Origin of the sequence: Methylocella sp. (assembly GCF_044226135.1) — a bacterium.
Lineage (GTDB): Bacteria > Pseudomonadota > Alphaproteobacteria > Rhizobiales > Beijerinckiaceae > Methylocapsa.
Window position 1 is genome coordinate 1 of sequence record NZ_JBGAHM010000036.1, and the last position, 21,409, is coordinate 21,409.

The 21,409-nt window shown below is 69.5% G+C and carries 21 protein-coding genes and 1 tRNA gene; 10 read left to right on the forward strand and 12 right to left on the reverse strand.

What is annotated here, in order from left to right; all coding sequences use genetic code 11:
* Both ACILRB_RS13245 and nadC read left to right on the forward strand, forming a co-directional pair.
* Window positions 1-1,065: FAD-binding protein (locus ACILRB_RS13245; protein WP_395666765.1), on the forward strand; the 1,065-nt coding region annotated here is incomplete at its 5' end.
* Window positions 1,066-1,188: 123 nt separating this feature from the next.
* Window positions 1,189-2,052 (forward strand): carboxylating nicotinate-nucleotide diphosphorylase, encoded by an 864-nt coding sequence (gene nadC, locus ACILRB_RS13250; RefSeq protein ID WP_395666766.1) that lies wholly within the window; start codon window positions 1,189-1,191, stop codon window positions 2,050-2,052.
* Between the two features lie 6 nt (window positions 2,053-2,058).
* On the opposite strand, the gene ACILRB_RS13255 is transcribed toward nadC, so the two are convergent.
* Both ACILRB_RS13255 and ACILRB_RS13260 read right to left on the reverse strand, forming a co-directional pair.
* Window positions 2,059-2,355 (reverse strand): hypothetical protein, encoded by a 297-nt coding sequence (locus ACILRB_RS13255; protein WP_395666767.1) that lies wholly within the window; start codon window positions 2,353-2,355, stop codon window positions 2,059-2,061.
* Between the two features lie 103 nt (window positions 2,356-2,458).
* The gene (locus tag ACILRB_RS13260; protein WP_395666768.1) at window positions 2,459-4,180 is read right to left on the reverse strand and encodes an AMP-binding protein; all 1,722 of its coding nucleotides are present in this window, start codon (window positions 4,178-4,180) and stop codon (window positions 2,459-2,461) included.
* Between the two features lie 163 nt (window positions 4,181-4,343).
* Between ACILRB_RS13260 and ACILRB_RS13265 the strand changes: the two genes are divergently transcribed.
* The 4 genes from ACILRB_RS13265 to ACILRB_RS13280 all read left to right on the forward strand — a co-directional run bounded on the left by ACILRB_RS13265 (window position 4,344) and on the right by ACILRB_RS13280 (window position 8,093).
* Window positions 4,344-4,628, forward strand: coding sequence for a hypothetical protein (locus ACILRB_RS13265; RefSeq protein WP_395666769.1), 285 nt, complete (start codon window positions 4,344-4,346; stop codon window positions 4,626-4,628).
* Window positions 4,629-4,750: 122 nt separating this feature from the next.
* A complete protein-coding gene (locus ACILRB_RS13270; protein ID WP_395666770.1) occupies window positions 4,751-6,325 on the forward strand; it encodes a glucan biosynthesis protein in 1,575 nt (524 codons plus the stop codon).
* A gap of 83 nt (window positions 6,326-6,408) precedes the next feature.
* The gene (locus ACILRB_RS13275) at window positions 6,409-7,386 is read left to right on the forward strand and encodes a magnesium transporter CorA family protein (protein ID WP_395666771.1); all 978 of its coding nucleotides are present in this window, start codon (window positions 6,409-6,411) and stop codon (window positions 7,384-7,386) included.
* 62 nt (window positions 7,387-7,448) lie between these two features.
* Window positions 7,449-8,093: an RluA family pseudouridine synthase gene (locus tag ACILRB_RS13280; protein ID WP_395666795.1), complete on the forward strand. Its 645-nt coding sequence runs from the start codon at window positions 7,449-7,451 to the stop codon at window positions 8,091-8,093.
* A 12-nt stretch (window positions 8,094-8,105) separates the two neighbouring features.
* On the opposite strand, the gene ACILRB_RS13285 is transcribed toward ACILRB_RS13280, so the two are convergent.
* Together ACILRB_RS13285 and ACILRB_RS13290 are read right to left on the reverse strand one after the other, a co-directional pair.
* Entirely contained in the window at window positions 8,106-9,074 is a 969-nt protein-coding gene (locus tag ACILRB_RS13285; protein WP_395666772.1) for a tetratricopeptide repeat protein, read from the reverse strand.
* On the reverse strand, window positions 9,019-9,687 hold the full coding sequence (locus ACILRB_RS13290) for a thiamine phosphate synthase (RefSeq protein ID WP_395666773.1): 669 nt from the start codon (window positions 9,685-9,687) through the stop codon (window positions 9,019-9,021). The genes ACILRB_RS13285 and ACILRB_RS13290 overlap by 56 nt, the downstream gene beginning before the upstream one ends.
* Window positions 9,688-9,840: 153 nt before the next feature.
* Here ACILRB_RS13290 and secB point away from each other — a divergent pair, with 153 nt between their 5' ends.
* Window positions 9,841-10,323 (forward strand): protein-export chaperone SecB, encoded by a 483-nt coding sequence (gene secB / locus ACILRB_RS13295; RefSeq protein WP_395666774.1) that lies wholly within the window; start codon window positions 9,841-9,843, stop codon window positions 10,321-10,323.
* A 135-nt stretch (window positions 10,324-10,458) separates the two neighbouring features.
* Here the strand turns inward: secB and cobT are convergent, their stop codons facing one another.
* The 3 genes from cobT to ACILRB_RS13310 all read right to left on the reverse strand — a co-directional run bounded on the left by cobT (window position 10,459) and on the right by ACILRB_RS13310 (window position 14,092).
* Complete coding sequence (gene cobT / locus ACILRB_RS13300; RefSeq protein WP_395666775.1) at window positions 10,459-12,390, reverse strand: cobaltochelatase subunit CobT; 1,932 nt, start codon at window positions 12,388-12,390, stop codon at window positions 10,459-10,461.
* 19 nt (window positions 12,391-12,409) lie between these two features.
* Entirely contained in the window at window positions 12,410-13,411 is a 1,002-nt protein-coding gene (gene cobS / locus ACILRB_RS13305) for a cobaltochelatase subunit CobS (RefSeq protein WP_395666776.1), read from the reverse strand.
* Window positions 13,412-13,507: 96 nt separating this feature from the next.
* A complete protein-coding gene (locus tag ACILRB_RS13310; protein WP_395666777.1) occupies window positions 13,508-14,092 on the reverse strand; it encodes a J domain-containing protein in 585 nt (194 codons plus the stop codon).
* Between the two features lie 183 nt (window positions 14,093-14,275).
* On the opposite strand from ACILRB_RS13310, the gene ACILRB_RS13315 reads away from it, so the two are divergent.
* On the forward strand, window positions 14,276-14,596 hold the full coding sequence (locus ACILRB_RS13315; protein ID WP_395666778.1) for a BolA family protein: 321 nt from the start codon (window positions 14,276-14,278) through the stop codon (window positions 14,594-14,596).
* Between the two features lie 97 nt (window positions 14,597-14,693).
* Here ACILRB_RS13315 and ACILRB_RS13320 read toward each other — a convergent pair.
* The 3 genes from ACILRB_RS13320 to ACILRB_RS13330 form a co-directional block, all read right to left on the reverse strand.
* Window positions 14,694-14,769, reverse strand: a tRNA-Ile gene (locus ACILRB_RS13320).
* An 84-nt stretch (window positions 14,770-14,853) separates the two neighbouring features.
* Window positions 14,854-15,423 (reverse strand): ActR/PrrA/RegA family redox response regulator transcription factor, encoded by a 570-nt coding sequence (locus ACILRB_RS13325; RefSeq protein WP_395666779.1) that lies wholly within the window; start codon window positions 15,421-15,423, stop codon window positions 14,854-14,856.
* A gap of 149 nt (window positions 15,424-15,572) precedes the next feature.
* A complete protein-coding gene (locus tag ACILRB_RS13330; RefSeq protein WP_395666780.1) occupies window positions 15,573-16,907 on the reverse strand; it encodes an ActS/PrrB/RegB family redox-sensitive histidine kinase in 1,335 nt (444 codons plus the stop codon).
* Window positions 16,908-17,304: 397 nt separating this feature from the next.
* Here ACILRB_RS13330 and ACILRB_RS13335 point away from each other — a divergent pair, with 397 nt between their 5' ends.
* Complete coding sequence (locus tag ACILRB_RS13335) at window positions 17,305-18,588, forward strand: polyhydroxyalkanoate depolymerase (RefSeq protein WP_395666781.1); 1,284 nt, start codon at window positions 17,305-17,307, stop codon at window positions 18,586-18,588.
* Window positions 18,589-18,642: 54 nt separating this feature from the next.
* Here the strand turns inward: ACILRB_RS13335 and ACILRB_RS13340 are convergent, their stop codons facing one another.
* Window positions 18,643-19,776, reverse strand: coding sequence for an acyltransferase family protein (locus tag ACILRB_RS13340; RefSeq protein WP_395666782.1), 1,134 nt, complete (start codon window positions 19,774-19,776; stop codon window positions 18,643-18,645).
* Between the two features lie 223 nt (window positions 19,777-19,999).
* On the opposite strand from ACILRB_RS13340, the gene ACILRB_RS13345 reads away from it, so the two are divergent.
* On the forward strand, window positions 20,000-20,782 hold the full coding sequence (locus tag ACILRB_RS13345) for a M48 family metallopeptidase (protein WP_395666783.1): 783 nt from the start codon (window positions 20,000-20,002) through the stop codon (window positions 20,780-20,782).
* A gap of 219 nt (window positions 20,783-21,001) precedes the next feature.
* Here ACILRB_RS13345 and rpmB read toward each other — a convergent pair whose 3' ends face one another.
* Window positions 21,002-21,289, reverse strand: a complete 288-nt coding sequence (gene rpmB / locus ACILRB_RS13350; RefSeq protein WP_395666784.1) for a 50S ribosomal protein L28 — start codon at window positions 21,287-21,289, stop codon at window positions 21,002-21,004.
* Window positions 21,290-21,409: the final 120 nt, after the last annotated feature.

Below are 21,409 nucleotides of genomic sequence, written 5' to 3' on the forward strand. Positions count from 1 at the left end.
GAGGCGCGCCGGCTGATAATCGAGGACGGCGCCGTCGCGGGCGTCGTCGCGGAGGCCGACGGCGCGCCGCTCGTGATCGCGGCGAGCCATGTGGTGATCGCCACCGGCGGCGTCGGCGGGCTTTATCAATATGGCACCAATCCGGCGGGCTCCTTCGGCCAGGGGCTCGCGCTCGCGGCCCGGGCCGGCGCCGAGATGGCCGACCTCGAATTCGTGCAGTTCCACCCGACCGCGCTTGACGGGCCGGGCTTTCCGCTGAAGCTCGTCAGCGAGACGGTGCGCGGCGAAGGCGCGATCCTCGTCGACGACCGCGGCCGCCGCTTCATGGAGCATGCGCCGGGCCGCGAGCTTGCGCCGCGCGACGTGGTGGCGCGCGCCGTGTTCCGCGAACTTTCCGCCGGCCGGCGCGTCTTTCTCGACGCGCGCGCGTCGATCGGCGCCGCCTTTGACGAAAAATTCCCGGCGATCACGCAGTTCTGCCGCGCCATGGGGGTCGACCCCGCGCGCGACCTGATCCCGATCCGGCCGGCGGCGCATTACCACATGGGCGGGATCAGGGTCGATCTCGCCGGCCGCAGCTCCGTCGAGGGGCTCTGGGCCTGCGGCGAGGCCGCCTGCACCGGGCTGCATGGCGCGAACCGCCTCGCCAGCAACTCGCTGCTCGAAGCGGTCGTCTGCGGCGGCTTCGTCGCCGAGAGCGTGGCCGCGGCCACGCCGCTGCGGCTGCGCCGGCCGCGGGCCGAGGCGCAGGCGCTCCCGCCGCCGCGCGACCCTTCGCGCGTGCGCGAAATCATGACGCGCCACGTCGGCGTGCTGCGCGACGGCGCGGGTCTGCGCGAGGCCGCGGGCGCGCTGCTCGCGCTCGCGCGCGCCGACGCCGCCGCGGGCGATCCGGCGACCGTCGGGCTGATGATCGCCGTCGCCGCGCTGCGCCGGCAGGAGAGCCGCGGCGCACATGCCCGCCTCGACCATCCCGGGCCGGCGGCGAGCGCGCGCCGGTCGACGCTGCGGCTCGACGAGGCGGTGGCGGCGGCCGAAAGCTTCGCCTCGAAGCTCGTCGCCTGAGCGCGCGTCCAGGGCGAAATCCGGCCGTCCGGGCTTGAGACGTCGCCCACGCCATCTGTTTCCACGCGTCGGCCCGGTCAGAAAAATCCGCGACCTTTCCGGCCGACGCCCCAGGGCCGATCCATGACCACCTCACCCTTTCTCGCGCCGCCGCCGCGGCTGCTCATCGAGCCGCTCGTGCGCGGCGCGCTGCTTGAAGACCTCGGCCGCGCCGGAGACGTCACCTCAGACGCCATCGCGCCCGAGGGGCTCAAGACGCGCGCCGTGCTGGCCGCGCGGCAGGCCGGCGTCGTGGCCGGGCTCGATCTCGCCCGGCTCGCCTTCGAGCTGATCGATCCGCGCGTCGCCTTTAAGGCGCTGCGCCCCGACGGCGCGCATGTGTCGGCCGGCGAGACCATCGCCGTGGTCGAGGGGCCCGCGCGCGGCGTCCTGACCGGCGAGCGCACGGCGCTGAATTTTCTCTCCCACCTCAGCGGCGTCGCTTCGGTCACGGCCGCGATCGTCGCCTCGATCGCGGCTTACCGGACGCGCGTCGTCTGCACGCGCAAGACGACGCCAGGGCTGCGGGCGGTCGAGAAATATGCGGTCCGGGCCGGCGGCGGCGCCAATCACCGCTTCGGCCTCGACGACGCGATGCTGATCAAGGACAATCACATCGCCATCGCCGGCTCGGTCACGCAGGCGCTGCGGCGGGCGAAGGCCGCGGCCGGGCATCTCGTGAAGATCGAGCTTGAAGTGGATTCGCTCGACCAGCTGCGCGAGGGGCTGCGGGAGGAGGTCGACGCCGTGCTGCTCGACAACATGACCCCGGCCATGCTGCGCGAGGCGGTCGTGATCGCGGCCGGCCGCGCGACCACCGAAGCCTCGGGGCGGATCACGCCGGCGAGCGCGCCCGAGATCGCGGCGACGGGCGTCGACGTGATCTCGGTCGGCTGGCTGACCCATAGCGCGCCGATTCTCGACATCGGCCTCGATTTCGAGGGCTGAGGCGGCCTATCGCGCGCCGGGCCAGGCGACGCCGGCCCAGGGCGCGCAGGGAACGTCGGCGGCGAGCGGGAACAGTCCGCCTCCGGCCATCGCGCAGGCGGCGGCCCAGGAGGCGCCGGAATCATTCGAGAGCCCGGCGACCGCGCTGCGGCCTTCATAGGTCGCCGCCGCGCCCGGAGCGAACGCCGGCGCCGTGAAGGCGACGGGCGAAAGGCGCATCGGGAATTCGCCGGCCATGGCGCAGGAGGCGCCGGCGGCGAGCATGAAGCCTGAAGCTGCGAAAATTTTCGTCATGGCGGCCATGGTCTTCTCCAGCGGCGGCGGGACGCGCGTGAGGCGAAGCGCGCTGCGGCGCCGACGTCAACGCCCGGCGCCGGCGAAGGTTGCGGCCGGCGAAAGCGCCGGCTCACTCCGGCCGGTCGCGCAGCGCGCGGCGCAGAATCTTGCCGACGTTGGATTTCGGCAGGTCGTCGCAGAAGACGATCTCCTTCGGGATCTTGTAGGAGGCGAGCCGCGTGCGGCAGAAGGCGCGCAGCGTCTCGGCCTCGAGCCCTCCCTCCTCGCGCCGCACGAAGGCCTTGACCGCCTCGCCCGTCGTCTCGTCGCTGACGCCGACGACGGCGCATTCGCGCACGCCCGAATGTTCGCAGAGGGCCGCCTCGATCTCGCTCGGATAGACGTTGAACCCCGAGACGAGAATCATGTCCTTGCGCCGGTCGACCAGCGTCACATAGCCGTCCTCGTCCATGGTCGCGACGTCGCCGGTGCGCAGCCAGCCGTCGTGCAGCGCGAGCGCCGTCTCCTCGGGCTGGCGCCAGTAGCCGGCCATGATCTGCGGCCCGCGCGCGACAAGCTCGCCCGGCGCGCCGGGCGCGGCCTCGCGCCCGTCCTCGCCGAGGATGCGAAGCTCGGTCCAGGGGAGCGGCACGCCGACCGTGCCCGGCTTGACGCGCAGCGTCGGATTGAAGGTCAGCACGGGCGAGGCCTCGGACAGCCCATAGCCTTCGATCAGGGGCGTCTGCGTCACGCGCTCCCAGCGCCTGGCGACGGCGTCCTGCAGCGCCATGCCGCCGGCGACCGACAGGCGCAGCCGCGCCGGCGGCGCGTCCACGAACCAGCGTTCGTGCAGCAGCCCGTTGTAGAGCGTGTTGACGCCGGTGATGAAGCTGATCGGCGTCTTGGCGAAGGCCTTGCGCAGATTGCCGAGCGGCCGCGGGCTGGGGATGAGCACGTTCGCCGCGCCGCGAAAATAAAAGCCCAGCATGTTCACCGTGAAGGCGAAGCTGTGATAGAGCGGCAGGGCGGTCAGCACATGGTCGTCCTCGCGGATCGCCGAGCCGACGAAGGCGAGAAACTGCGAGACGTTGGAGATCAGGTTGGAATGGCTCAGCATCGCCGCCTTGGCGAGGCCGGTCGTTCCGCCCGTATATTGCAGGCAGGCGATCGAGCCCGGCGCCAGTCCCGCCACATAGGCGCGCAGATTGGGTCCGAGCCGCGCCCTGCGCCGCCCGAGCGCCAGCGCCTCGGCGAAGGCGACGCAGGGGATTTTGGGCGCAGGGATCTCCTTGCGCAGATGCTTTTGCGCCGCGCCGACCAGCATGCGCTTGACCGCCGGAAACAGGCTCGCCGCCTGCGTCAGCACCACATGCGGCGAAAGATGGACGCATTCGGGCCGGCGCAGCGCCGCCGCGAGCTTGTCGGCGAACATGTCGATGACGACGACGACGTCGGGCGCGCTGTCGGCGAAGACATGCGCCATCTCGTGCGGCGTGTAGAGCGGGTTGACGTTGACCAGCGCGCAGCCGGCCTTGAACACGCCGAAGGCGACGACCGGATAGGCGAGCCCGTTGGGAATCTGAAGCGCCACGCGCGCGCCCTGGCGCAGCCGCAGCTCCTCGCGCAGATAGACGGCGAAGTCGGTCGAAAGACGGTCGACGTCGGAAAAGGACAGGCTGCCCGAAAGCCCGTTCGGGAGCACGGTCAGGAAGGCGCGCGCCGCGCCGCGCCGCGCCGCGAGATCCGCCGGCGCCTCGCCGAGCAGGCGGTAGCGCGGCGGCTCGGCCGAAGCCGGAACGCCCGAGGGGTAGAACTTCGCCCAGGCGGGTTGAAGATCCTCGGCCGCCCCCATGCTTTCGCCTTAGCCTTCCGCTTTTTCGCGCGTCTTCGGGGCGGGCGGGCCGCGCGCGCCTGCCGCGCCGCGGCCTTGCCCGGCCGGCTCTAATGATATACTCGGCGGGCGTGTTTGCCTATCGCCGCCCTGTTGCGGCGCGGCTGCGGGAAGGAGGCGCGACGTGGCGCAGGGCAAGGGTCAGCTCAAGATCGGCGCGGCGGCGCGACGTCCCGGGGCCGAAAAGCCGATCAATCTTTTGCACCTGTCGACGCTCGTCGCCGTCGCGGTCCTCGTCGGCACCGAGATGGTCGGAGCCTCCTGGGCGGCCGGCTGGGCGATCGGCGGCCTGCTGCAGCTCGCGCCCTGGGTCAGCCGCACGATCGAAGTCGCCTTCACGCTGATCGGCTTCGTGCTGCTCTATTTTTTCATGCGCGTCGCGCTGCGCCACGAGCCGATCCGCGGCTGAGCCCGGCGGCGCGCCGTTCGCCGCCGTCCGGCCTTCGCCCTTCAAGACTTGCCCTTCAAGACTTGCCCTTCAAGACTTGCCTTTCAAGACTTGCCTTTCGAGACCTCCCTTCAGGACGAGACATGATCGGATTCGACCGCAGAACGGTGCTGAAGGCGGCCGCCGCCCTGGGGTTTGGCGCGGGCGCCCCCGGCGGGGCCGCGGCTCTCGAAGGATTGAAGCTCGGGCCGGCGCGCCCCTTTTCTTTCGATCTTTTGAAGCAGACGGCGAAGCGCATGGCCGGCGCTCCCTATGTCGCGCCGCCGCGGCCCGCGCCCGAGATCGTCGGCAAGATCGACTATGAGGCTTGGGGCAAAATCGCCTTCGACATGGACCATGCGCTGTTCGCGCAGGGGCCGGGGCGCTTCCCGGTCAGCTTCTTCCATCTCGGCATGTTCTTCCAGAAGGCCGTCGAGATGAACGTGGTCGAGGGCGGCCAGGCGCGCGAGATCGTCTACGACCAGAGCTATTTCTCGATGCCCGCGGACTCGATCGCGCGCAAGCTGCCGCAGGGCGCGGGCTTCGCCGGCCTGCGCGTGCAGGAGCCCAAGGACGGGCCGCTCGACTGGCGCAGGAACGACTGGGTCGCCTTTCTCGGCGCGGCCTATTTCCGCGCCATCGGGGCGCTGCGACAGTACGGGCTTTCGGCGCGGGCGGCGGCGATCGACGTCGCCGTCGCCGGCAAGCCCGAGGAATTCCCCGACTTCACGAAATTCTACATCGACGGCACGGGCGGCGGCGATTCGCTGACCATCTGCGCCCTGCTCGACGGCCCCTCCATCGCCGGCGCCTGCCGGTTCGTCATGACCCGCGGCAAGGGCGTGACCATGGACATCGAGCAGGCCCTGTTCCTGCGCGCCGACGTCGCCCGTCTCGGCCTCGCGCCGCTGACCTCCATGTACTGGTTCTCCGAAACCAAGAAGGAGACGGGCGTCGACTGGCGCCCCGAGGTGCATGATTCCGACGGGCTCGCCATGTGGACGGGCGCGGGCGAGCATATCTGGCGCCCGCTCAACAATCCGCCGCGCATCATGGCCTCGTCCTTCGCCGACGAAAATCCGCGCGGCTTCGGCCTTTTGCAGCGCGACCGCGACTTCGACCATTATCAGGACGGCGTCTATTACGAGCGCCGGCCGAGCCTGTGGGTGAAGCCCGCCGGACAATGGGGCAAGGGCGCGGTCGAACTCGTCGAGATTCCGACCGACGACGAGATCCATGACAATATCGTCGCCATGTGGCGCCCGGCCGCGCCGGCGCGCGCGGGCGCGGCCTTCGATCTCGGCTTCACGCTCTACTGGGAGGCCGACGAGCCGTTCCCGACCGACCTCGCCCGCGTCGTCGCGACGCGGCTCGGCAACGGCGGCCAGCCCGGCCAGCCGCGCCCCAAGGGGGTGCGCAAGTTCATGGTCGAATTTTATGGCCCGCCGCTCGCCGACCTGCCGTTCGGCGTCAAGCCCGAGCCGGTGCTCTGGGCCTCGCGCGGAACCTTCTCCTATGTGTTCGCCGAGGCCGTTCCCGACGACAAGCCGGGCCACTGGCGCGCGCAGTTCGACCTGACCGCCGCGCCGGGCGCCGATCCGGTCGAGATGCGGCTGTTCCTGAAGGCCGGGGAGCGCGTCCTGAGCGAGACCTGGAGCTTCCAGTATCACGTGTTCTGACCGGGCGGCGCGCCTCTTGCGTCGCCGGATCGTCGTTTGGCGGCGCTATAGGCTCGCGCCCATATCCGATCGAGCGTGACCGCATGCTGAGTTTTCATTCGACGCGAACCAAGACCGATTTCGACGTCGATCTCGAGTCGGACGTCCTGCCGCAGGGCGTCAACTGGATCGACGCCTTCCGGCCCGACCCCAAGGAGGTCGCCTATCTCGAGCGCGCCATGGGCATCGCGGTGCCGACGCTCGAACGGCTGTCGGAGATCGAATCCTCAAGCCGGCTCTATCGCGACAAAGACCACCTGTTCATGAGCATGCCGGTGATCGTGCGGCTCGCGAGCGGCTCGCCGCAGACCTCGCCGCTCGGCTTCGTGCTCTCGAAGACGCTGCTGCTGACGATCCGCTACAAGCGCATGAAGGCCTGCGAGGATCTTCATTACGCCGCCCTGCCGAACAACGGCCGCGCGGCGGACGGCCCGTCGGGGCTCATCACCCTGCTCGAATCGATCATCGACCGCGCCGCCGACGAGCTCGAGAAGATTCACGCCGAGCTCGACGCCCTGTCGCAGTCGGTCTTCGCCGACACGGAGAGCAAGGGGCCGGAAAAGGCCAGCGCCGACTTGCGCATGCTGCTCACCAAGGTCGGGCGCGCCGGCGACCTCACCTCCAAGATCAGCGACGTGCTGCTCGGGATCGGCCGCATCCTGCCCTTCGTCTCGACCGAGGCGGCCGATTATCTGGGTTCGGACCAGCGCGCCAAGATCAAGAGCCTGACGCGCGACATCGCCTCGCTCAACGACTATGAGACGCGCCAGACCGACAAGATCCAGTTCCTGCTCGACGCCACGCTCGGCCTCACCTCGATCGAGCAGAACAACATCTTCCGCATCCTGACCATCGTCTCGGTGATGGTCGGGCCGCCGACCGTGGTCGCCGGCGTCTATGGCATGAACTTCAAATTCATGCCGGAGCTCGAATGGCCCTATGGCTACCCGTTCGGCCTGCTCGTGATCTTCGTCAGCGCGATGATCCCCTTTCTCTGGTTCAAGAAGCGCGGCTGGCTGTGAGCCTCGCGCCGGCCGCGCCCGACGCGGAGGAGATCGGCGCGCGGCTCCTCTACCGCGACGCCATGATGCTCGTCCTCGACAAGCCGCAGGGGCTGCCGGTGCATCGCGGCCCCAAAGGCGGGCCGAACTTCGAGGAGTCGTTCCGGCATCTGCGCTTCGGCCTGCCGCGCGATCCGGCGCTCGCCCACCGGCTCGACCGGGACACCTCGGGCTGCCTTGTGCTCGGGCGCCATCACAAGGCGCTCGAAAAGCTCGGCCTCCTGTTCAAGCAGGGAAAGATCGGAAAAAGCTATGTCGCGCTGGTTCAGGGCCGTCCGGCCGAAGACGAAGGGCTGATCGACCTGCCGCTCGGGCGCTTCGATCCGGCGCGCGGCTGGCGCATGAAGGTCGATCCTGCGGGCCAGCCGTCGCAGACGCGCTGGCGGCTGCTCGACGCGACGCGGGACGCGGCTTTTCTGGAGCTTTCTCCGCTCACCGGGCGCACCCACCAGCTGCGCGTCCATTGCGCGGCGACGGGCTTTCCGATTCTCGGCGATCCCGTCTATGGCGGCGGGGCGGGGGCGGGGCTGACGCTGCAGCTGCACGCGCGGCGGATCGAGATTCCGCTCTACAGGAACCGCGAGCCGGTCGCGGTCGAAGCGCCGCTTCCCGCCCATATGCGGGCGGCGCTCGCCGGGCTCGGCCTCAGGGGGCCCGCGGCGGCCTGACGGGCCGCGCCGTCAGTGCCCCACATGCCGGCGCACGGCGGCCTCGACCTCGGCCCGCTCGGCCGGCGTGAGCTTGGCGAGCTCGCCGTCGAGCCAGGGGTCCTTGATTCCGGCGGCCGAGGCCAGAATGTGCCATTTCATCGCCTCGACGACATTGCGCGGCGCGCCGCGCCCGGCGGCGAGAATGCGCGCGGCGCGGTTCTGCGCCACCGGATTGTCGCGCTCGGCGGCCTTCAGGAACAGCCGCGCGGCCGCGGCCTCGTCTTTCGGGACGCCGACGCCGTTGAACAGCATGATGGCGTATTCGACCTGCCCGGACAGGGTGTCCGTCTCGGCCGACTGGCGCATCAGGCGGGCGGCCTTGACGTCGTCCTTTTCGACGCCCGAGCCGTTGCGGTAGAGCACGCCGAGCGCATAGGCCGCGTCGCCGTCGCCGAGCGCGGCGGCCCGCGCGAAATAGCCCGCGGCCTTCGTGAAGTCGCGGGCGGGCACGTCGTCCTCGAGCGTCATGACGCCGAGATTGTAGAGCGCGCCGGCATGGTCCTGCGCCGCCGCCTTCTCGAACAGGCGGCGCGCCGCCTCGCGGCTCTTGTCCACGCCCTCGCCGTTGAGCGTCGCCACGGCGAGGCGGAAGGTCGCCTGGCGGTCGCCGCGCTCGCTCGCCAGCCGGTACCAGCGCGCCGCCTCGGTCGGGTCGCGGCGCACCGCGAGCCCCTGCGCGTAGAGTTCGCCGAGCAGCGTCATGGCCGCGGCGTCCCGGTCCTTCGCCTCGATGCGCTTCATCGCCTCGGCGAGCGCCGTGCCGTAATAGCCGCGCTGATAGGCGCCGAAGGCGAGGTCGAAGGCCGCGTCCGGCGCCGTCTGCGGCCTGTCGCGCGCGCCGGCCGGCGTCGCGCCGGCGAGCAGCGCCGCGACGCCGAGCGCCTTAAGCCCGGCCTGCATCATGAAGCCCCTGAAGCCTGGCGGCGTGCGCGCTTTCAAGCAGGGCCTGCGCCTCGGCGAAGGCCGCGGCGGGGCCGCGCGGATCGAGAAAGCCGGCTTCGCCCAGCGCGACGAAATCCGCGCCCGCCGCGACGAGCGGCGCGATCTCGGCGAGGCTCGCCGCATAGGCGACGCAGGGGACGGTGAAGATCTCCGCCCACCACGCGACGCGCTCCAGCACGGCCTCGGGCGCGCAGGCGTCGTCGGGCCCGCCGAACATCAGATAGTCGACGCCCATCTCGCCCGCCGTCATGGCGTCGTCGCGCCCGCCAAGCGCGCCGGCCCCGACGATGCGGTCGGGCTTCAGCGCCTTGAGCGCGCCGGCGAGATCGACGCCCGCCGCGCCGCGGCCGATCTGGCAGCCGTCGGCGCCGGAGCGGACGGCGAGCTGCGGATCGTCAGGCACGATGAGCGCGACGTCCTTGTCCTGCGCCAAGGGCGCGAGAGCGCGCACGATCCTTTTTGCGTCGGCGCCGGCGGCGCGCGCGTCGGGCCGGATCAGGACGCAGGCCGCGTCGCAGGCGTCCAGCGCGGCGCTGAGCGGGCCTGTGAAGCTGTCCGCCTCGGCGAGCGGGGGGGAGACGAGAAAGAAGCGGGGCGGGTCTTCGGTCATGGCCTCGACGAGCGACGGGGTGCGCGACGCGCCAAGCCTTAGCGCATCGGCGCGGCGCGATCCCGCTTTATTCCCTTTCTCACGCAAGCGTCAAAGCCGGCTTGTGGGCCCGATCCTTCCGTGCTACCGGCGGCGACCGAGGGAGAACTGATTATGGCGAATGGAAACGGATCGGAGCCGGCCAACGACGGGGCGCCGGCCATTAATGCGATGGTGCAGTACACGAAGGATTTCTCGTTCGAAAATCCGAACGCGCCGCGCTCGCTCGGGCCCCAGGAGAAGGCCCCGAACATCCAGATTCAGGTCAACGTCAACGCCAAGCAGGTCGGCGAGAGCGACTTCGAGGTGAACATTTTGCTCGAAGGCTCGGCCAAGATCGAGGCCGACACGCTGTTCACGTTCGAGCTCGACTACGCCGGCCTGTTCCGGCTCGTCAACATTCCGCAGACCGACCAGCACCCGGTGGTGATGATCGAATGCCCGCGGCTGCTGTTTCCCTTCGCCCGGCAGATCATCGCCGAGGCGGTGCGCGGCGGCGGCTTCCCGCCGCTCTACATCGACCCGATCGACTTCGCGGCGCTCTATCGCCAGCGCATGACCGAGATGGCGGCGCAGCAGCAGACGACGACCGCCTGAGGCGGCCGCGCCGCCTTCGACGCAGCTTTGACGACCAAAAGCGCCGCGGCCCTCCGCGGCGCTTTTTCACATGCGCCTGTTCACATTCACATGCGCCTGTTCACCTGCGCCTGTTCATCTGCGGCTTTGCCGGCGTCAGCGGGCCGCGGCCGGCGCGGGGCCGGGCTTTGCGCGGGCCGCGCCCTTGCGCTGCGGCGCCGAGGTCTCGGCGAACAGCTCGGCGAGCTTCTCGGTCATGGCCCCGCCAAGCTCCTCGGCGTCGACGATGGTCACGGCGCGGCGGTAATAGCGCGTCACGTCATGGCCGATGCCGATGGCGATGAGCTCGACCGGCGAGCGCGTCTCGATCTGCTCGATGATCCGGCGCAGGTGCTTTTCAAGGTAGTTGCCGGGATTGACCGAGAGCGTCGAATCGTCGACCGGCGCGCCGTCCGAGATCATCATCAAGATCTTGCGCTGCTCGGGGCGCGCCAGCAGGCGCTTGTGCGCCCAGTCGAGCGCCTCGCCGTCGATGTTCTCCTTCAAAAGCCCTTCGCGCATCATCAGCCCGAGCTGGCGGCGCGACCGCCGCCAGGGCGCGTCGGCGGATTTGTAGATGATGTGGCGCAGGTCGTTGAGCCGCCCCGGAGCTGCGGGCTTGCCGGCCTGAATCCAGGCCTCGCGCGACTGGCCGCCTTTCCAGGCCCGGGTCGTGAAGCCGAGAATCTCGACCTTGACGCCGCAGCGCTCAAGCGTGCGGGCGAGAATGTCGGCGCAGGTGGCGGCGACCGTGATCGGGCGCCCGCGCATCGATCCCGAATTGTCGATCAGCAGGGTAACGACCGTGTCGCGGAAGTCGGTGTCCTTTTCATGCTTGAAGGACAGCGGCTGCTGCGGGTCGATGATGACGCGGGGCAGGCGCGCCGGATCGAGCATGCCTTCCTCGAGGTCGAACTCCCACGCCCGGCTCTGCTGCGCCAGAAGCCGGCGCTGCAGCCGGTTGGCGAGGCGCGCCACCACGGCGGAAAGGTTCTGGAGCTGCTTGTCGAGATAGGCGCGCAGCCGTTCGAGCTCCTCCGGGTCGCACAGCTCCTCGGCCGCGACGGTCTCGTCGAAGCGGCGGGTGAAGGCCTTGTAGTCGAGCGCGGCGGGGTCGCCGCGCAGGGGCGCGGGCGGGCGGCGCGGATTGGCGGCCTGCTCGGACTCGGCGAAATCCGCCTCCTCCTCGAATTCGCCGGTCGGCGCCTCCGCGGTCTCGGCGTCGGCTTCGTCGAGCGCCTCGGCGTCGGCGTCGCTCTTTTCGACTTCGCGCATCTCGCCGGTTTCGTCGCGCTCGCCGGCCTCGCCCTCGACGTCGGCGTCGCCTTCGTCGGCCTCGTCGGTCGAATTCTCGTCGTCGTCCTGCGCGTCGTCGAAGCTCGCCTCGTCGAGCATTTCGAGCGAGGTCAGAAGCTTGTGCAGATGGTGGCCGAACGCGCGCTGGTCCTCGATCGAGGCGGAAAGCGCGTCGAGCTCGGAGCCGGCCTTGGCCTCGACCGTCTCACGCCACAGGTCGACAAGGCGCTGGCCGTGCCTGCCGGGCTTGCGGCCGGTCAGCCGCTCGCGCACGATCATGGCGAGCGCCTCTTCGATCGGGGCCTCGGCCTTCGTCGCCGCGTCGCCGTAGCGGGCCCTGCGGAAACGGTCGTCAAGCATGGCGTCGATGTTCCCGGCGACTCCCTCCATGCGGCGCGAGCCGAGCGCCTCGACGCGCGCCTGCTCGACCGCGTCGAACACCGAGCGCGCCGAGGCGAGCTGCGGCGACAGGCGCCGGTGCAGATCGTCATTGTGGCAGGCGAGGCGCAGCGCCATGGAGTCGCCCTGGCCGCGCAGGATCGCGGCCTCCTGCGCGTCGAGCTTGCGCGGCGGCTCGGGCAGCCGCGCCCGCGCCGTCCCGCCCGTGCGGATCACGCTCGGCCGCTCGGGCGCGAAGGCGACTTCGAGGGCGGGGGTGCGCGCCATGGCCCGCATGCAGCCGGCGACGGCGCGCTTGAACGGCTCCTGCGGAGCCTGCGCCTTCTGCGGCGGCTTCTGGTTGCTGGAGGACATGGCGCCCCGGTCTTCCGTTTCAGCTCATGACCACGTTGACCGCGCTTTCCGGCAGCTCCTTGCCGAAGCAGCGCTGGTAGAACTCGGCGACGAGCGCGCGTTCGAGCTCGTCGCATTTGTTCAAAAAGGTCACGCGGAAGGAGAAGCCGACGTCGCTGAAGATCTCGGCGTTCTCGGCCCAGGTGATGACCGTCCGCGGGCTCATCACGGTCGAAAGGTCGCCGGCGATGAAGGCGTTGCGGGTGAGGTCGGCGACGCGGACCATCCTGCCGATCTGGTCGCGGCTCTCCTTCGTCCGCTGGAACGACTTGACCTTGGCCAGCACGATGTCGGTCTCCTTGTCGTGCGGCAGATAGTTGAGCGTGGCGACGATCGACCAGCGGTCCATCTGGCCCTGGTTGATCTGCTGCGTGCCGTGATAAAGGCCCGAGGTGTCGCCGAGGCCGATGGTGTTCGTGGTCGAGAACAGCCGGAAGGCGGGATGCGGCCGGATGACGCGGCTCTGATCGAGCAGGGTGAGCCGCCCCGAGACCTCGAGCACGCGCTGGATCACGAACATCACGTCGGGGCGTCCGGCGTCATATTCGTCGAAGCAGAGGGCGATGTTGTTCTGCAGCGCCCAGGGCAGGATGCCGTCCCTGAACTCGGTGACCTGCTGGCCGTCCTTGAGCACGATCGCGTCCTTGCCGACAAGGTCGACGCGCGAGACATGGCTGTCGAGGTTGATGCGCACGCAGGGCCAGTTGAGCCGCGCCGCCACCTGCTCGATATGGGTCGACTTGCCGGTGCCGTGGTAGCCCGTGACCATCACGCGGCGGTTGCGCGCGAAGCCGGCCAGGATGGCGAGCGTGGTGTCGCGGTCGAACAGATAGTCGGGGTCGAGATCCGGAACGTGAGGGTCGCTGTCCGAATAGGCGGGGACCTCCATGTCGGTGTCGATGCCAAACACCTGCCGCACGGAAATCTTCATGTCCGGCAGGCCGGCGACGGCCGCGCCTTCATCGAGCGTTGCGGTTTGCATTCTCTCTCCGTTGGATTGCGGGGCGCCGCGCGGCCGTCACGGACGTCGCGCCGGCCGGCGGGTTCAAGGCCCGGATCCGGCCGGCCCGCCCGGGCGTCAGCCGCATCGGACCGAACTCAGATATTTATAGGCGCGGATGATCTCGCGAAGACGATCCTCGTTCGAACGGTCGCCGTTGTTCGCGTCGGGATGCAAGCGCTTGACCAGATCCTTGTAGCGCGCCTTGACCGCGGCGGCGTCGGCCGTGTCGTCGAGGCCGAGCACGCCCAGCGCGCGCAGGGCCGCGACGCCGTGGCGCGGCCGCTCGGGCTCGGCGCGAAAGCCGGCGCCGAACGCGCCGGCGCCCATGCCCGCCGGCGCGGCGTCGGCCGGCGCGGCGCCTGTCGTCCTTGCGCCGCCCATGGCCCAGGTCGGACGGTGGCCGGTCAGCGCGTCGCGCTGGTAGCGGGCCACGTCCTGCGTGCTCATACCATTGAAATAATTATAGTTGGCGTTGTATTCGCGGACATGGTCGAGGCAGAAGAAAAAATATTGTCCTTCGCGCAGCCGGCCCTGGGGCGCGCGGTGCAGCCCCGGCGCGGCGCAGCCCGGATGATCGCAGCGCGGCGCGTCGCGAACGGGCTCCTCCCGCGGCTCGGGCTTGACCCTGATGCGGTCGAAGAAGCGGGAGTTCAAATTCATAGCCGGCGCATTATGGGGTTCTTTGGAGTGGCCGCAAGCGCGGGGGCGGGGTAAAATGGCGACAGGGCCTCCGCCCGAAAGGATTGACTTTTCGGATCAGGCGGATGCGACGAACGGCCGTCGGGTTTGGCCCGGCGGCGTTATAGGCCCGGCCCGCTTGCGCGGAGCCGGCGGGAGACTTTCATGAGCGAGCACATGCCCGACGCCGCCGAGGCGTCCGTCGCCGAAGCGATCAAGGCCAAGCTGACCGCGGCCTTCGCCCCCCAGACGGTCGAGGTGGTCGACGAATCCCACAAGCACGCCAGCCACGCCCATGCCGTGACGCATCGCCCCGGGCGGGCGGGCCAGGCGGGCGCGACGCATTTCAAGGTGAAAGTGGTCTCGGCGCAGTTCTCCGGCAAGAGCCGCGTCGACCGCCACCGCGCGATCAACGCCGCGCTGGCGCATGAGCTCGACAACGGGGTTCACGCGCTCGCCATCGACGCCCGCGCCCCGGGCGAATAGGCCTCACGCCTCCACGGAACAGGGAGGGAGCCGGAGAGGGGCGGCGCGGCCTGCGCGGCAGGGTAGTGGGCCGGGCAGGGTAGTGGGCCGGGCAGGGTGGTGGGCCGAGCAGGACTCGAACCTGCAACCAGACCGTTATGAGCGGCCGGCTCTAACCATTGAGCTATCGGCCCGAAGCCGCGGCGGGCCGCGGGTCGGAGGGTCGCCAATACGGCTTTGCGCGGCGCGAGGCAATGGCCCCGCGCCGCGCGCCGGGCCTAGCGGGGCGCGCGCTTGGCCAGGATGCGCTGCAGCGTGCGACGATGCATGTTGAGCCGCCTCGCCGTCTCCGAGACGTTGCGCCCGCACAATTCATACACGCGCTGGATGTGCTCCCAGCGCACGCGGTCGGCCGACATCGGATTTTCCGGCAGTTCGGCCTTGTCGTGCTGGATCGCCATCAGGGCGTTGTAGATTTCGTCGGCGTCGGCCGGCTTGGCGAGATAGTCGAAGGCGCCGGACTTCACGGCGGTGACGGCGGTGACGATGTTGCCATAGCCCGTCAGGATCACGCCGCGCGCGTCGGGCCGCTTCGCCTTGAGCTCGGCGATGACGTCGAGCCCGTTGCCGTCGCCGAGCCGCATGTCGATCACGGCGTAGGCCGGCGCGCTCTGGGCGATCGCCTTCAGGCCCTCGGCGACCGACTCCGCGCAACGCACGTCGAAGCCGCGGCTCTCCATGGTGCGCGTCAGTCGCGTGAGAAACGGCTTGTCGTCGTCGACGATCAGGAGGGTGCGTTCGCCCTCCGCGGCGTCCGCCTCAACGCCTTGCCCGTTGTCCTCGTCCATCGCCTGCGCGGCTCCTTTGTTCTTGCGCGGTCGTTTTCTTGCGCAGCCGTTTGTCCTGCGTCGACGTCGCGCCGCCGCGGCGCCGGCCAGGATTCCCTGACGGACCTTAATGCGATACGGCGGCGGCGCCCATAGGGCTCATCTGGAACTCAGGGCGGCGCGGCCGCGTCGGCCTTCGGGCGGACGCCGCGCTCAAAAGCCGGCCGGCGCCATTCGACCCTGATCTGCGCGCCGGTCGCCGGAGGCGGCGCGTTCTGCGCGACGACCGTCGCGCCCGAGCGTTCGAGCAGCGTCTTCGCGATGAACAGGCCAAGGCCCAGGCCCTGTCCGTCCTCCGACTTGGCGCGCCGGTCGTTTCTGGTCGTGACATAGGGCGCGCCGACGCGGCTCATGACTTCGGGCGAGAAGCCCGGCCCGTCGTCGTCGATCGAGATGCGCACCGACGCCGCGTCCCAGCCCGCCTGGATGCGCACCTCGGAGGCGGCGAAGTCGATCGCGTTCTCGATCAGATTGCCGAGGCCGTAGAGGATGCCGGGGTTGCGCCGCGCCACCGGCTCGCGCCCGTCGCCGTGGATCTTCACGGCGATCCTGACGCCGAAGTCGCGCTGCGGCGCGACCACCTCCTCGATCATGACCGAAAGCCGCATCTCGTCGAGAAGATTGCCTTCGTCGTCGCCAAGCGAGGTCAGCTTGCCGAGAATCGAGCGGCAGCGCATCGCCTCCTGCGACAGCACGGCGACGTCCTCGGCGATCTGGCTGCCGGGCTCGGCCTGCCGCTCGAGATCCTTCGCGACGAGCGTAATGGTCGCGAGCGGCGTGCCGAGCTCATGGGCGGCGGCGGCCGCGAGCCCGTCGAGCTGGGTCAGATGCTGCTCGCGCGCGAGCACGAGTTCGGTCGCCGTCAGGGCGTCGACGAGCTTGCGCGATTCAAGCGCGACGAGCGAGGCGTAGATGGCGATGAAGCTGGCGCTCACCACATGGGCGGTCCAGACCCCGGCCGAATAGAGGATGGGCAGCTCGACGGTCTCGCCCGCGGCCCAGGGCAGGGGATAGTGGCTGAGGGTGAGGACGCTCGCCGCGCAGATGGTCAGGAAGGTCAGCGCCGTCGTCGTCCAGCCCGAAAGCGACATGGCCGAGACCATGATCGGGGCGAGAAACAGCATCGAGAAGGGGTTCTCCATGCCGCCCGTCAGATAAAGAAGGGCGGTGAGCTGGAGCACGTCATAGGCGAGCACGACCGCCGCCGGGCGCTCGTTCAGCCGGTCGACGCGGCCGTAGCGCAGCCGCAGCGCGACGTTCAGCGCCGCCGAGACGGCGACGACCGCAAGGCACGACAGCAGCGGCAGCCTGAAGCCGAGCGCGAAATAGGTGAAGATCACCGCCACGGCCTGGCCCGCGAGCGCGAACCAGCGCAGGCGCACCAGAGTGTCGACATGAAGCCGGCGCTGGCGGCCGCCGAAGCTTGCGTCGAGAAGCGCCGTCATCGGGCCGCCGGCGCCGCGGCGCGCGCGCGGCGCAAACGGGTCTTGCGCCGCAGGGCCGCGCCGGGCGTCCAATACAGGCCTCTCCGTGCAGGCGAAGGCGCCGTAACACCAAGGTAATAAGGCGTAAATTCAGGCAACTGGAACGACCTGTCTGTGTTTATGGTAGGCGCCCAAAGCTTAGCGATTGAGCGGACGAAAAGCCCAAAGACGCGGCGAATACGGGCTTTTCAAACTGTGTACGCGGGAGCACATGTCTAATAAAAGCGCAATTTACTCTGTTTGGGTTGTTTTGTCGCAGTCCCGCGCGCGCCTATGATCCGCCTCCCTGGCCTGTCTCGGCCAGATCAGGGGAGCGCCTCATGGGCGGCGCCAACAGTTCGAGTGAAGAGAGCGGTCAATGCCTCCTTTTGCCTACGAATTGCACGAAATCTCGCACTTCGCCCTGGCGCCGGCGCGCGCGATGACGGACTTCGCCCAGCTTTGGCTCAAGAGCCCGGCCAATCCCTTCTCCTACACCCATGTCGGCAAGAAGATGATGGCGACCGTGGAGCTGTTCGAGCGGCTCACGCGGCGCTACGGCAAGCCCGGCTTCGGCTTCGAGGCGACGCTGGTCGGCGGCAAGCCCACGCCGATCGTCGAGCGCGTCGTCTGGGAGAGGCCCTTCTGCCGGCTGATTCGATTCGAGCGTCAGTTCGACGGCGGCGACGCCCCGCAGCAGGCGAAGCTGCTCATCGTCGCGCCGCTTTCGGGCCATTACGCGACGCTGCTGCGCGGCACGGTCGAGGCCTTTCTGCCCTTCTATGACGTCTATGTCACCGACTGGGCCGACGCGAAGACGCAGCCGCTTTCGGCCGGCCGGTTCGACCTCGACGACTATATCGACTATCTCGTCGGCGTCTGCGGCCATCTGAGCAAGACCCATGACGGGCTCGACCTGCACACGCTCGGCGTCTGCCAGCCGGCGGTGCCGCTGTTTGCCGCCGTCGCCCTGATGGAGGCCGAGGACAGCCCGCACAGCCCCGCCTCGATGACCCTGATGGGCGGGCCGATCGACACGCGGCGCAGCCCGACCAAGGTCAACAAGCTCGCCGAGGAGCGCGGCTGCGACTGGTTCAAGCAGCATTGCATCAGCGCCGTGCCGCTCGGCTATCGCGGCGCCGGGCGCGAGGTCTATCCGGGCTTCCTGCAGCTCGCGGGCTTCATGGGCATGAACCTCGACCGGCACGTCAACGCCCATCTCGAGCTCTTCAACCATCTCGTCGAGGGCGACGGCGATTCGGCCGAAAAGCATCGCGAATTCTACGACGAATATCTGTCCGTGCTCGATTTGACGGCCGAATTCTATCTCCAGACCGTCGACACGGTGTTCGTCAGGCATCGCCTGCCCAGGGGCGAGATGACCCATCGCGGCGTCAAGGTCAATCCGGCCGCGATTCGCCGCACCGCGCTCCTGACCGTCGAGGGCGAGAACGACGACATTTCCGGCGTCGGCCAGACGCTCGCCGCCCATGATTTGTGCGTCAACCTGCCGGACTCCATGAAGGCCAACTATCTCCAGGAGAAGGTCGGCCATTACGGCGTGTTCAACGGATCGCGCTTCCGCAACCAGATCGTGCCGCGCGTGCTCGACTTCCACGCGGCCGGCGACACGGCGGCGGCGCGCATGCTTTCGGTGGTGTGAGCCTTTCGCCCGACGCGGACGGGCGAAAGGCCGCCGGCGCGCGTCAGGCGGGTCTCAGCCCAGCGAAGCTTGCGCCGGACGCAGACGTCTTGAAATCTTTCGTCCCGACGCGCGGAAGGCGGCGAGAAGCTGCGCCTTGAGCGGCGCATGAAGCGCGGCGAGCGGCAATCCCGCCAGGACCGAAAGGACGACGGCGCCGGAGAAGACGGCGGCCATCTTGGCGCCCGCCCCCACATGATCGCCGATCATCGCCGCGATCATGAGCGCGAGCGGAAAATGCAGCAGATAGATCGGCAGCGTCGCGGCGGAGCCGAAGCGAATCGCCTTTTCGCCCCGTGCGAGGAGGCGCTCGAACCCGCCCGAGAGGGCGGTCGCCCCGACGAGATGAACGCAGACGAGGACGCCGACCAGGTTCTGCCAGAGGAAATTGTCGGCGTAGCCGAGCGAGCCCTCGACGAACGGCGCGCCCAGAAGCCCTTCTCCCGCCGCGCGCAGAAGGGCGCCGACATGCAGCGTCTTGAGGCCGACGATGAGCGCTGGCCCCGCGAGAAACAGCCCGATCGCCGTTCGCCGCGGCAGGCGGATCGACGCGCGCCTGTCGTAGATCAGGGCGCCGAGAAGCCAGACGGGCATTAGCAGCAGGATCTTCGGCCCGGCCGCGAGGGCGAGCGCGGCGACGATCCATGGCCGAAGGGCGCGGCTCGAAAAGATGAAACCGGCGAAGATCGCATAATACCAGGCTTCAAAGCCGAGCGACCAGGCCGGCACGTTTGACAGCGGAACGATCGACTGGAGCCAGGTTTCGTTCAGGAACAGCGCCGAGGCGAGAAGCCGCCATGCCGGATGGTCGAACTGCAGCACCGACCCCCAGCCCTCATAGGCGGACGGCGAGACCCAGCGCCCGGCCGCGTCGATCAGCGGCGTCAGGACGAGCGCCGGCACGAGCACGACCCACAGGCGGGACAGGCGGGAGGCGGCGAACAGCGAAAGATCGCGCTCCCGACAATGGGCGACATAGGCGATGACGAGGCCCGACAGGACGAAAAAGCCCATGACGGCTTCCTCGCCGAAGCGTGGATAGGCGTAGCTTCCGCCAAAATGAGGGTCGCCGACGACATGAGAGGCGACGACCGTCAGCGCCGCGAGCAGCCGAAAAAGGTCGAGATAAAGGGAAAATCCGAGCGCCATGAGCGTCTCTAACCCGCCAAATGAATGACGGAGATGGTCAGGCGTTATTATAAAGACGTCAATCGAAAGGGGCCGGACTTTTTGACGCATGCGTTCGGGCGGGCCGACCCGGGGCTCGTCCGCCCGCGGCGGGGACGAAGGCCGAAGCTTCGATTTGCGTTTCGCAAAGGGACGGCGCATCGCGCCGGTGCGCGCTTGCGCCGGATGGGCTAAGCTTGCGGCCATGCCGCTGCGCAGGATTTTTCCTTTCGCGCGTCCCGAGCCGGAGCGCGCTTTCATCGACGTCATCCATGGGGGCGAGACCTATCGCGTCGCCCTGCGGCGCTCCGCGAGCGCCCGCCGCTTCACCCTGCGCGTGCGCGCCGGGCCGCGCGACGTGGTGCTGACCGTGCCGGCGCGCGCCCGCTGGGGCGAGGTGCGCTCCTTCGCCGAGCGTCATGCGGCCTGGGTCGATCTCAAGCTGCGCCAGCTGCCGCGCTCGACGCCGTTCGAGCCCGGCGTCCTCATCCCGCTGCGCGGCGAGCCTCATCTTGTCGCGCTGTCGCCCCTGCCGCGCGGCAAGGGGCCGGTGATGCGCGCGCCGCCTTCGCCCGAGGGCGGGCCGGCGCGCCTGTTCGTCGGCGGCGAGCCGGCGTTCGCGGCGCGGCGGCTGCGCGATTTTCTGACGAAGGAGGCGCGGCGCGACCTCGAATCGGCCGTCGCGCGCCATGCGGCGCGGCTCGGCGTCACGCCGCGCCGCATCTCGATCAGGGACACGGCGACGCGCTGGGGCTCATGCTCGGCGGCGGGCGCGCTGAATTTTTCGTGGCGGCTCATTCTCGCGCCGCCGCCGGTGCTCGACTATCTCGCCGCCCATGAGGTCGCGCATCTCGTGCACATGAACCATTCCAAGGCGTTCTGGAACGTGGTGGCCGGGCTCGATCCCGCCTATGAGGAGGCCGAAGCCTGGCTGCGGCGCGAGGGGCGAGGGCTGCTGCGTTTCGGCGTCGCGGAGGGCGCGGGCTAGGTTTTCGCGGCGCGCCGGGCGCAAAGCCGCGCGCGCCGACGGTTGGAGAGCCGCTGCGGGGCGGCGCTCTCGGCGCCGTCGCCGGCGCGCCGCGGATCAGGCGCAAGCCTCAGGAAGGGAGGCGTCAGGAAAAGAAGCGTCGGACGGCGCGAAAAGCAAAAGCCCGATCGGGGCTGATCGGGCTTTGCGCGAAAACCTTGCGCCGATCGGGCGAACGGCTCAGCCTTCGGCCTGCTTCTTGAGGATCGCGCGCTTCAGCGCGCGGGCGCCGATCGAAAGCTCCTCGTCGTTCGCCTTGACGAGAAACGCGTCGATGCCGCCGCGATGCTCGACCGTGCGCAGCGAGGCCGCGGCCACGCGAAAGCGCAGCTTGCGCTGCAGCGTGTCGGACAGAAGCGTCACGTTGCAGAGGTTCGGCAGGAAGCGCGTCCGCGTCTTGCGGTTCGAATGGCTGACCAGATTGCCGGTCTGCACGGCCTTGCCGGTCAATTCGCAGCGGCGGGACATCGCAGTTTTCCTCTTTAAAATTCCAACGCGGCGGGCTCGCGGCCCGGCCGGACCTGCGCATCATCTTTCAATGCGGCGGTGAAGCCGCAGGACATAAAGCGCGCTCGCCGCCGCGTCAAG

What these genes read in the sequence shown, in the direction of transcription:
- nadC (WP_395666766.1), top strand. Translation starts at nt 1,189, where the DNA reads ATGACCACCTCACCCTTTCTCGCGCCGCCGCCGCGGCTGCTCATCGAG.
- ACILRB_RS13255 (WP_395666767.1), bottom strand. Translation starts at nt 2,355, where the DNA reads ATGGCCGCCATGACGAAAATTTTCGCAGCTTCAGGCTTCATGCTCGCC.
- ACILRB_RS13260 (WP_395666768.1), bottom strand. Translation starts at nt 4,180, where the DNA reads ATGGGGGCGGCCGAGGATCTTCAACCCGCCTGGGCGAAGTTCTACCCC.
- ACILRB_RS13270 (WP_395666770.1), top strand. Translation starts at nt 4,751, where the DNA reads ATGATCGGATTCGACCGCAGAACGGTGCTGAAGGCGGCCGCCGCCCTG.
- ACILRB_RS13275 (WP_395666771.1), top strand. Translation starts at nt 6,409, where the DNA reads ATGCTGAGTTTTCATTCGACGCGAACCAAGACCGATTTCGACGTCGAT.
- ACILRB_RS13280 (WP_395666795.1), top strand. Translation starts at nt 7,449, where the DNA reads ATGATGCTCGTCCTCGACAAGCCGCAGGGGCTGCCGGTGCATCGCGGC.
- ACILRB_RS13290 (WP_395666773.1), bottom strand. Translation starts at nt 9,687, where the DNA reads ATGACCGAAGACCCGCCCCGCTTCTTTCTCGTCTCCCCCCCGCTCGCC.
- secB (WP_395666774.1), top strand. Translation starts at nt 9,841, where the DNA reads ATGGCGAATGGAAACGGATCGGAGCCGGCCAACGACGGGGCGCCGGCC.
- cobT (WP_395666775.1), bottom strand. Translation starts at nt 12,390, where the DNA reads ATGTCCTCCAGCAACCAGAAGCCGCCGCAGAAGGCGCAGGCTCCGCAG.
- cobS (WP_395666776.1), bottom strand. Translation starts at nt 13,411, where the DNA reads ATGCAAACCGCAACGCTCGATGAAGGCGCGGCCGTCGCCGGCCTGCCG.
- ACILRB_RS13310 (WP_395666777.1), bottom strand. Translation starts at nt 14,092, where the DNA reads ATGAATTTGAACTCCCGCTTCTTCGACCGCATCAGGGTCAAGCCCGAG.
- ACILRB_RS13315 (WP_395666778.1), top strand. Translation starts at nt 14,276, where the DNA reads ATGAGCGAGCACATGCCCGACGCCGCCGAGGCGTCCGTCGCCGAAGCG.
- ACILRB_RS13325 (WP_395666779.1), bottom strand. Translation starts at nt 15,423, where the DNA reads ATGGACGAGGACAACGGGCAAGGCGTTGAGGCGGACGCCGCGGAGGGC.
- ACILRB_RS13330 (WP_395666780.1), bottom strand. Translation starts at nt 16,907, where the DNA reads ATGACGGCGCTTCTCGACGCAAGCTTCGGCGGCCGCCAGCGCCGGCTT.
- ACILRB_RS13335 (WP_395666781.1), top strand. Translation starts at nt 17,305, where the DNA reads ATGCCTCCTTTTGCCTACGAATTGCACGAAATCTCGCACTTCGCCCTG.
- ACILRB_RS13340 (WP_395666782.1), bottom strand. Translation starts at nt 19,776, where the DNA reads ATGGCGCTCGGATTTTCCCTTTATCTCGACCTTTTTCGGCTGCTCGCG.
- ACILRB_RS13345 (WP_395666783.1), top strand. Translation starts at nt 20,000, where the DNA reads ATGCCGCTGCGCAGGATTTTTCCTTTCGCGCGTCCCGAGCCGGAGCGC.
- rpmB (WP_395666784.1), bottom strand. Translation starts at nt 21,289, where the DNA reads ATGTCCCGCCGCTGCGAATTGACCGGCAAGGCCGTGCAGACCGGCAAT.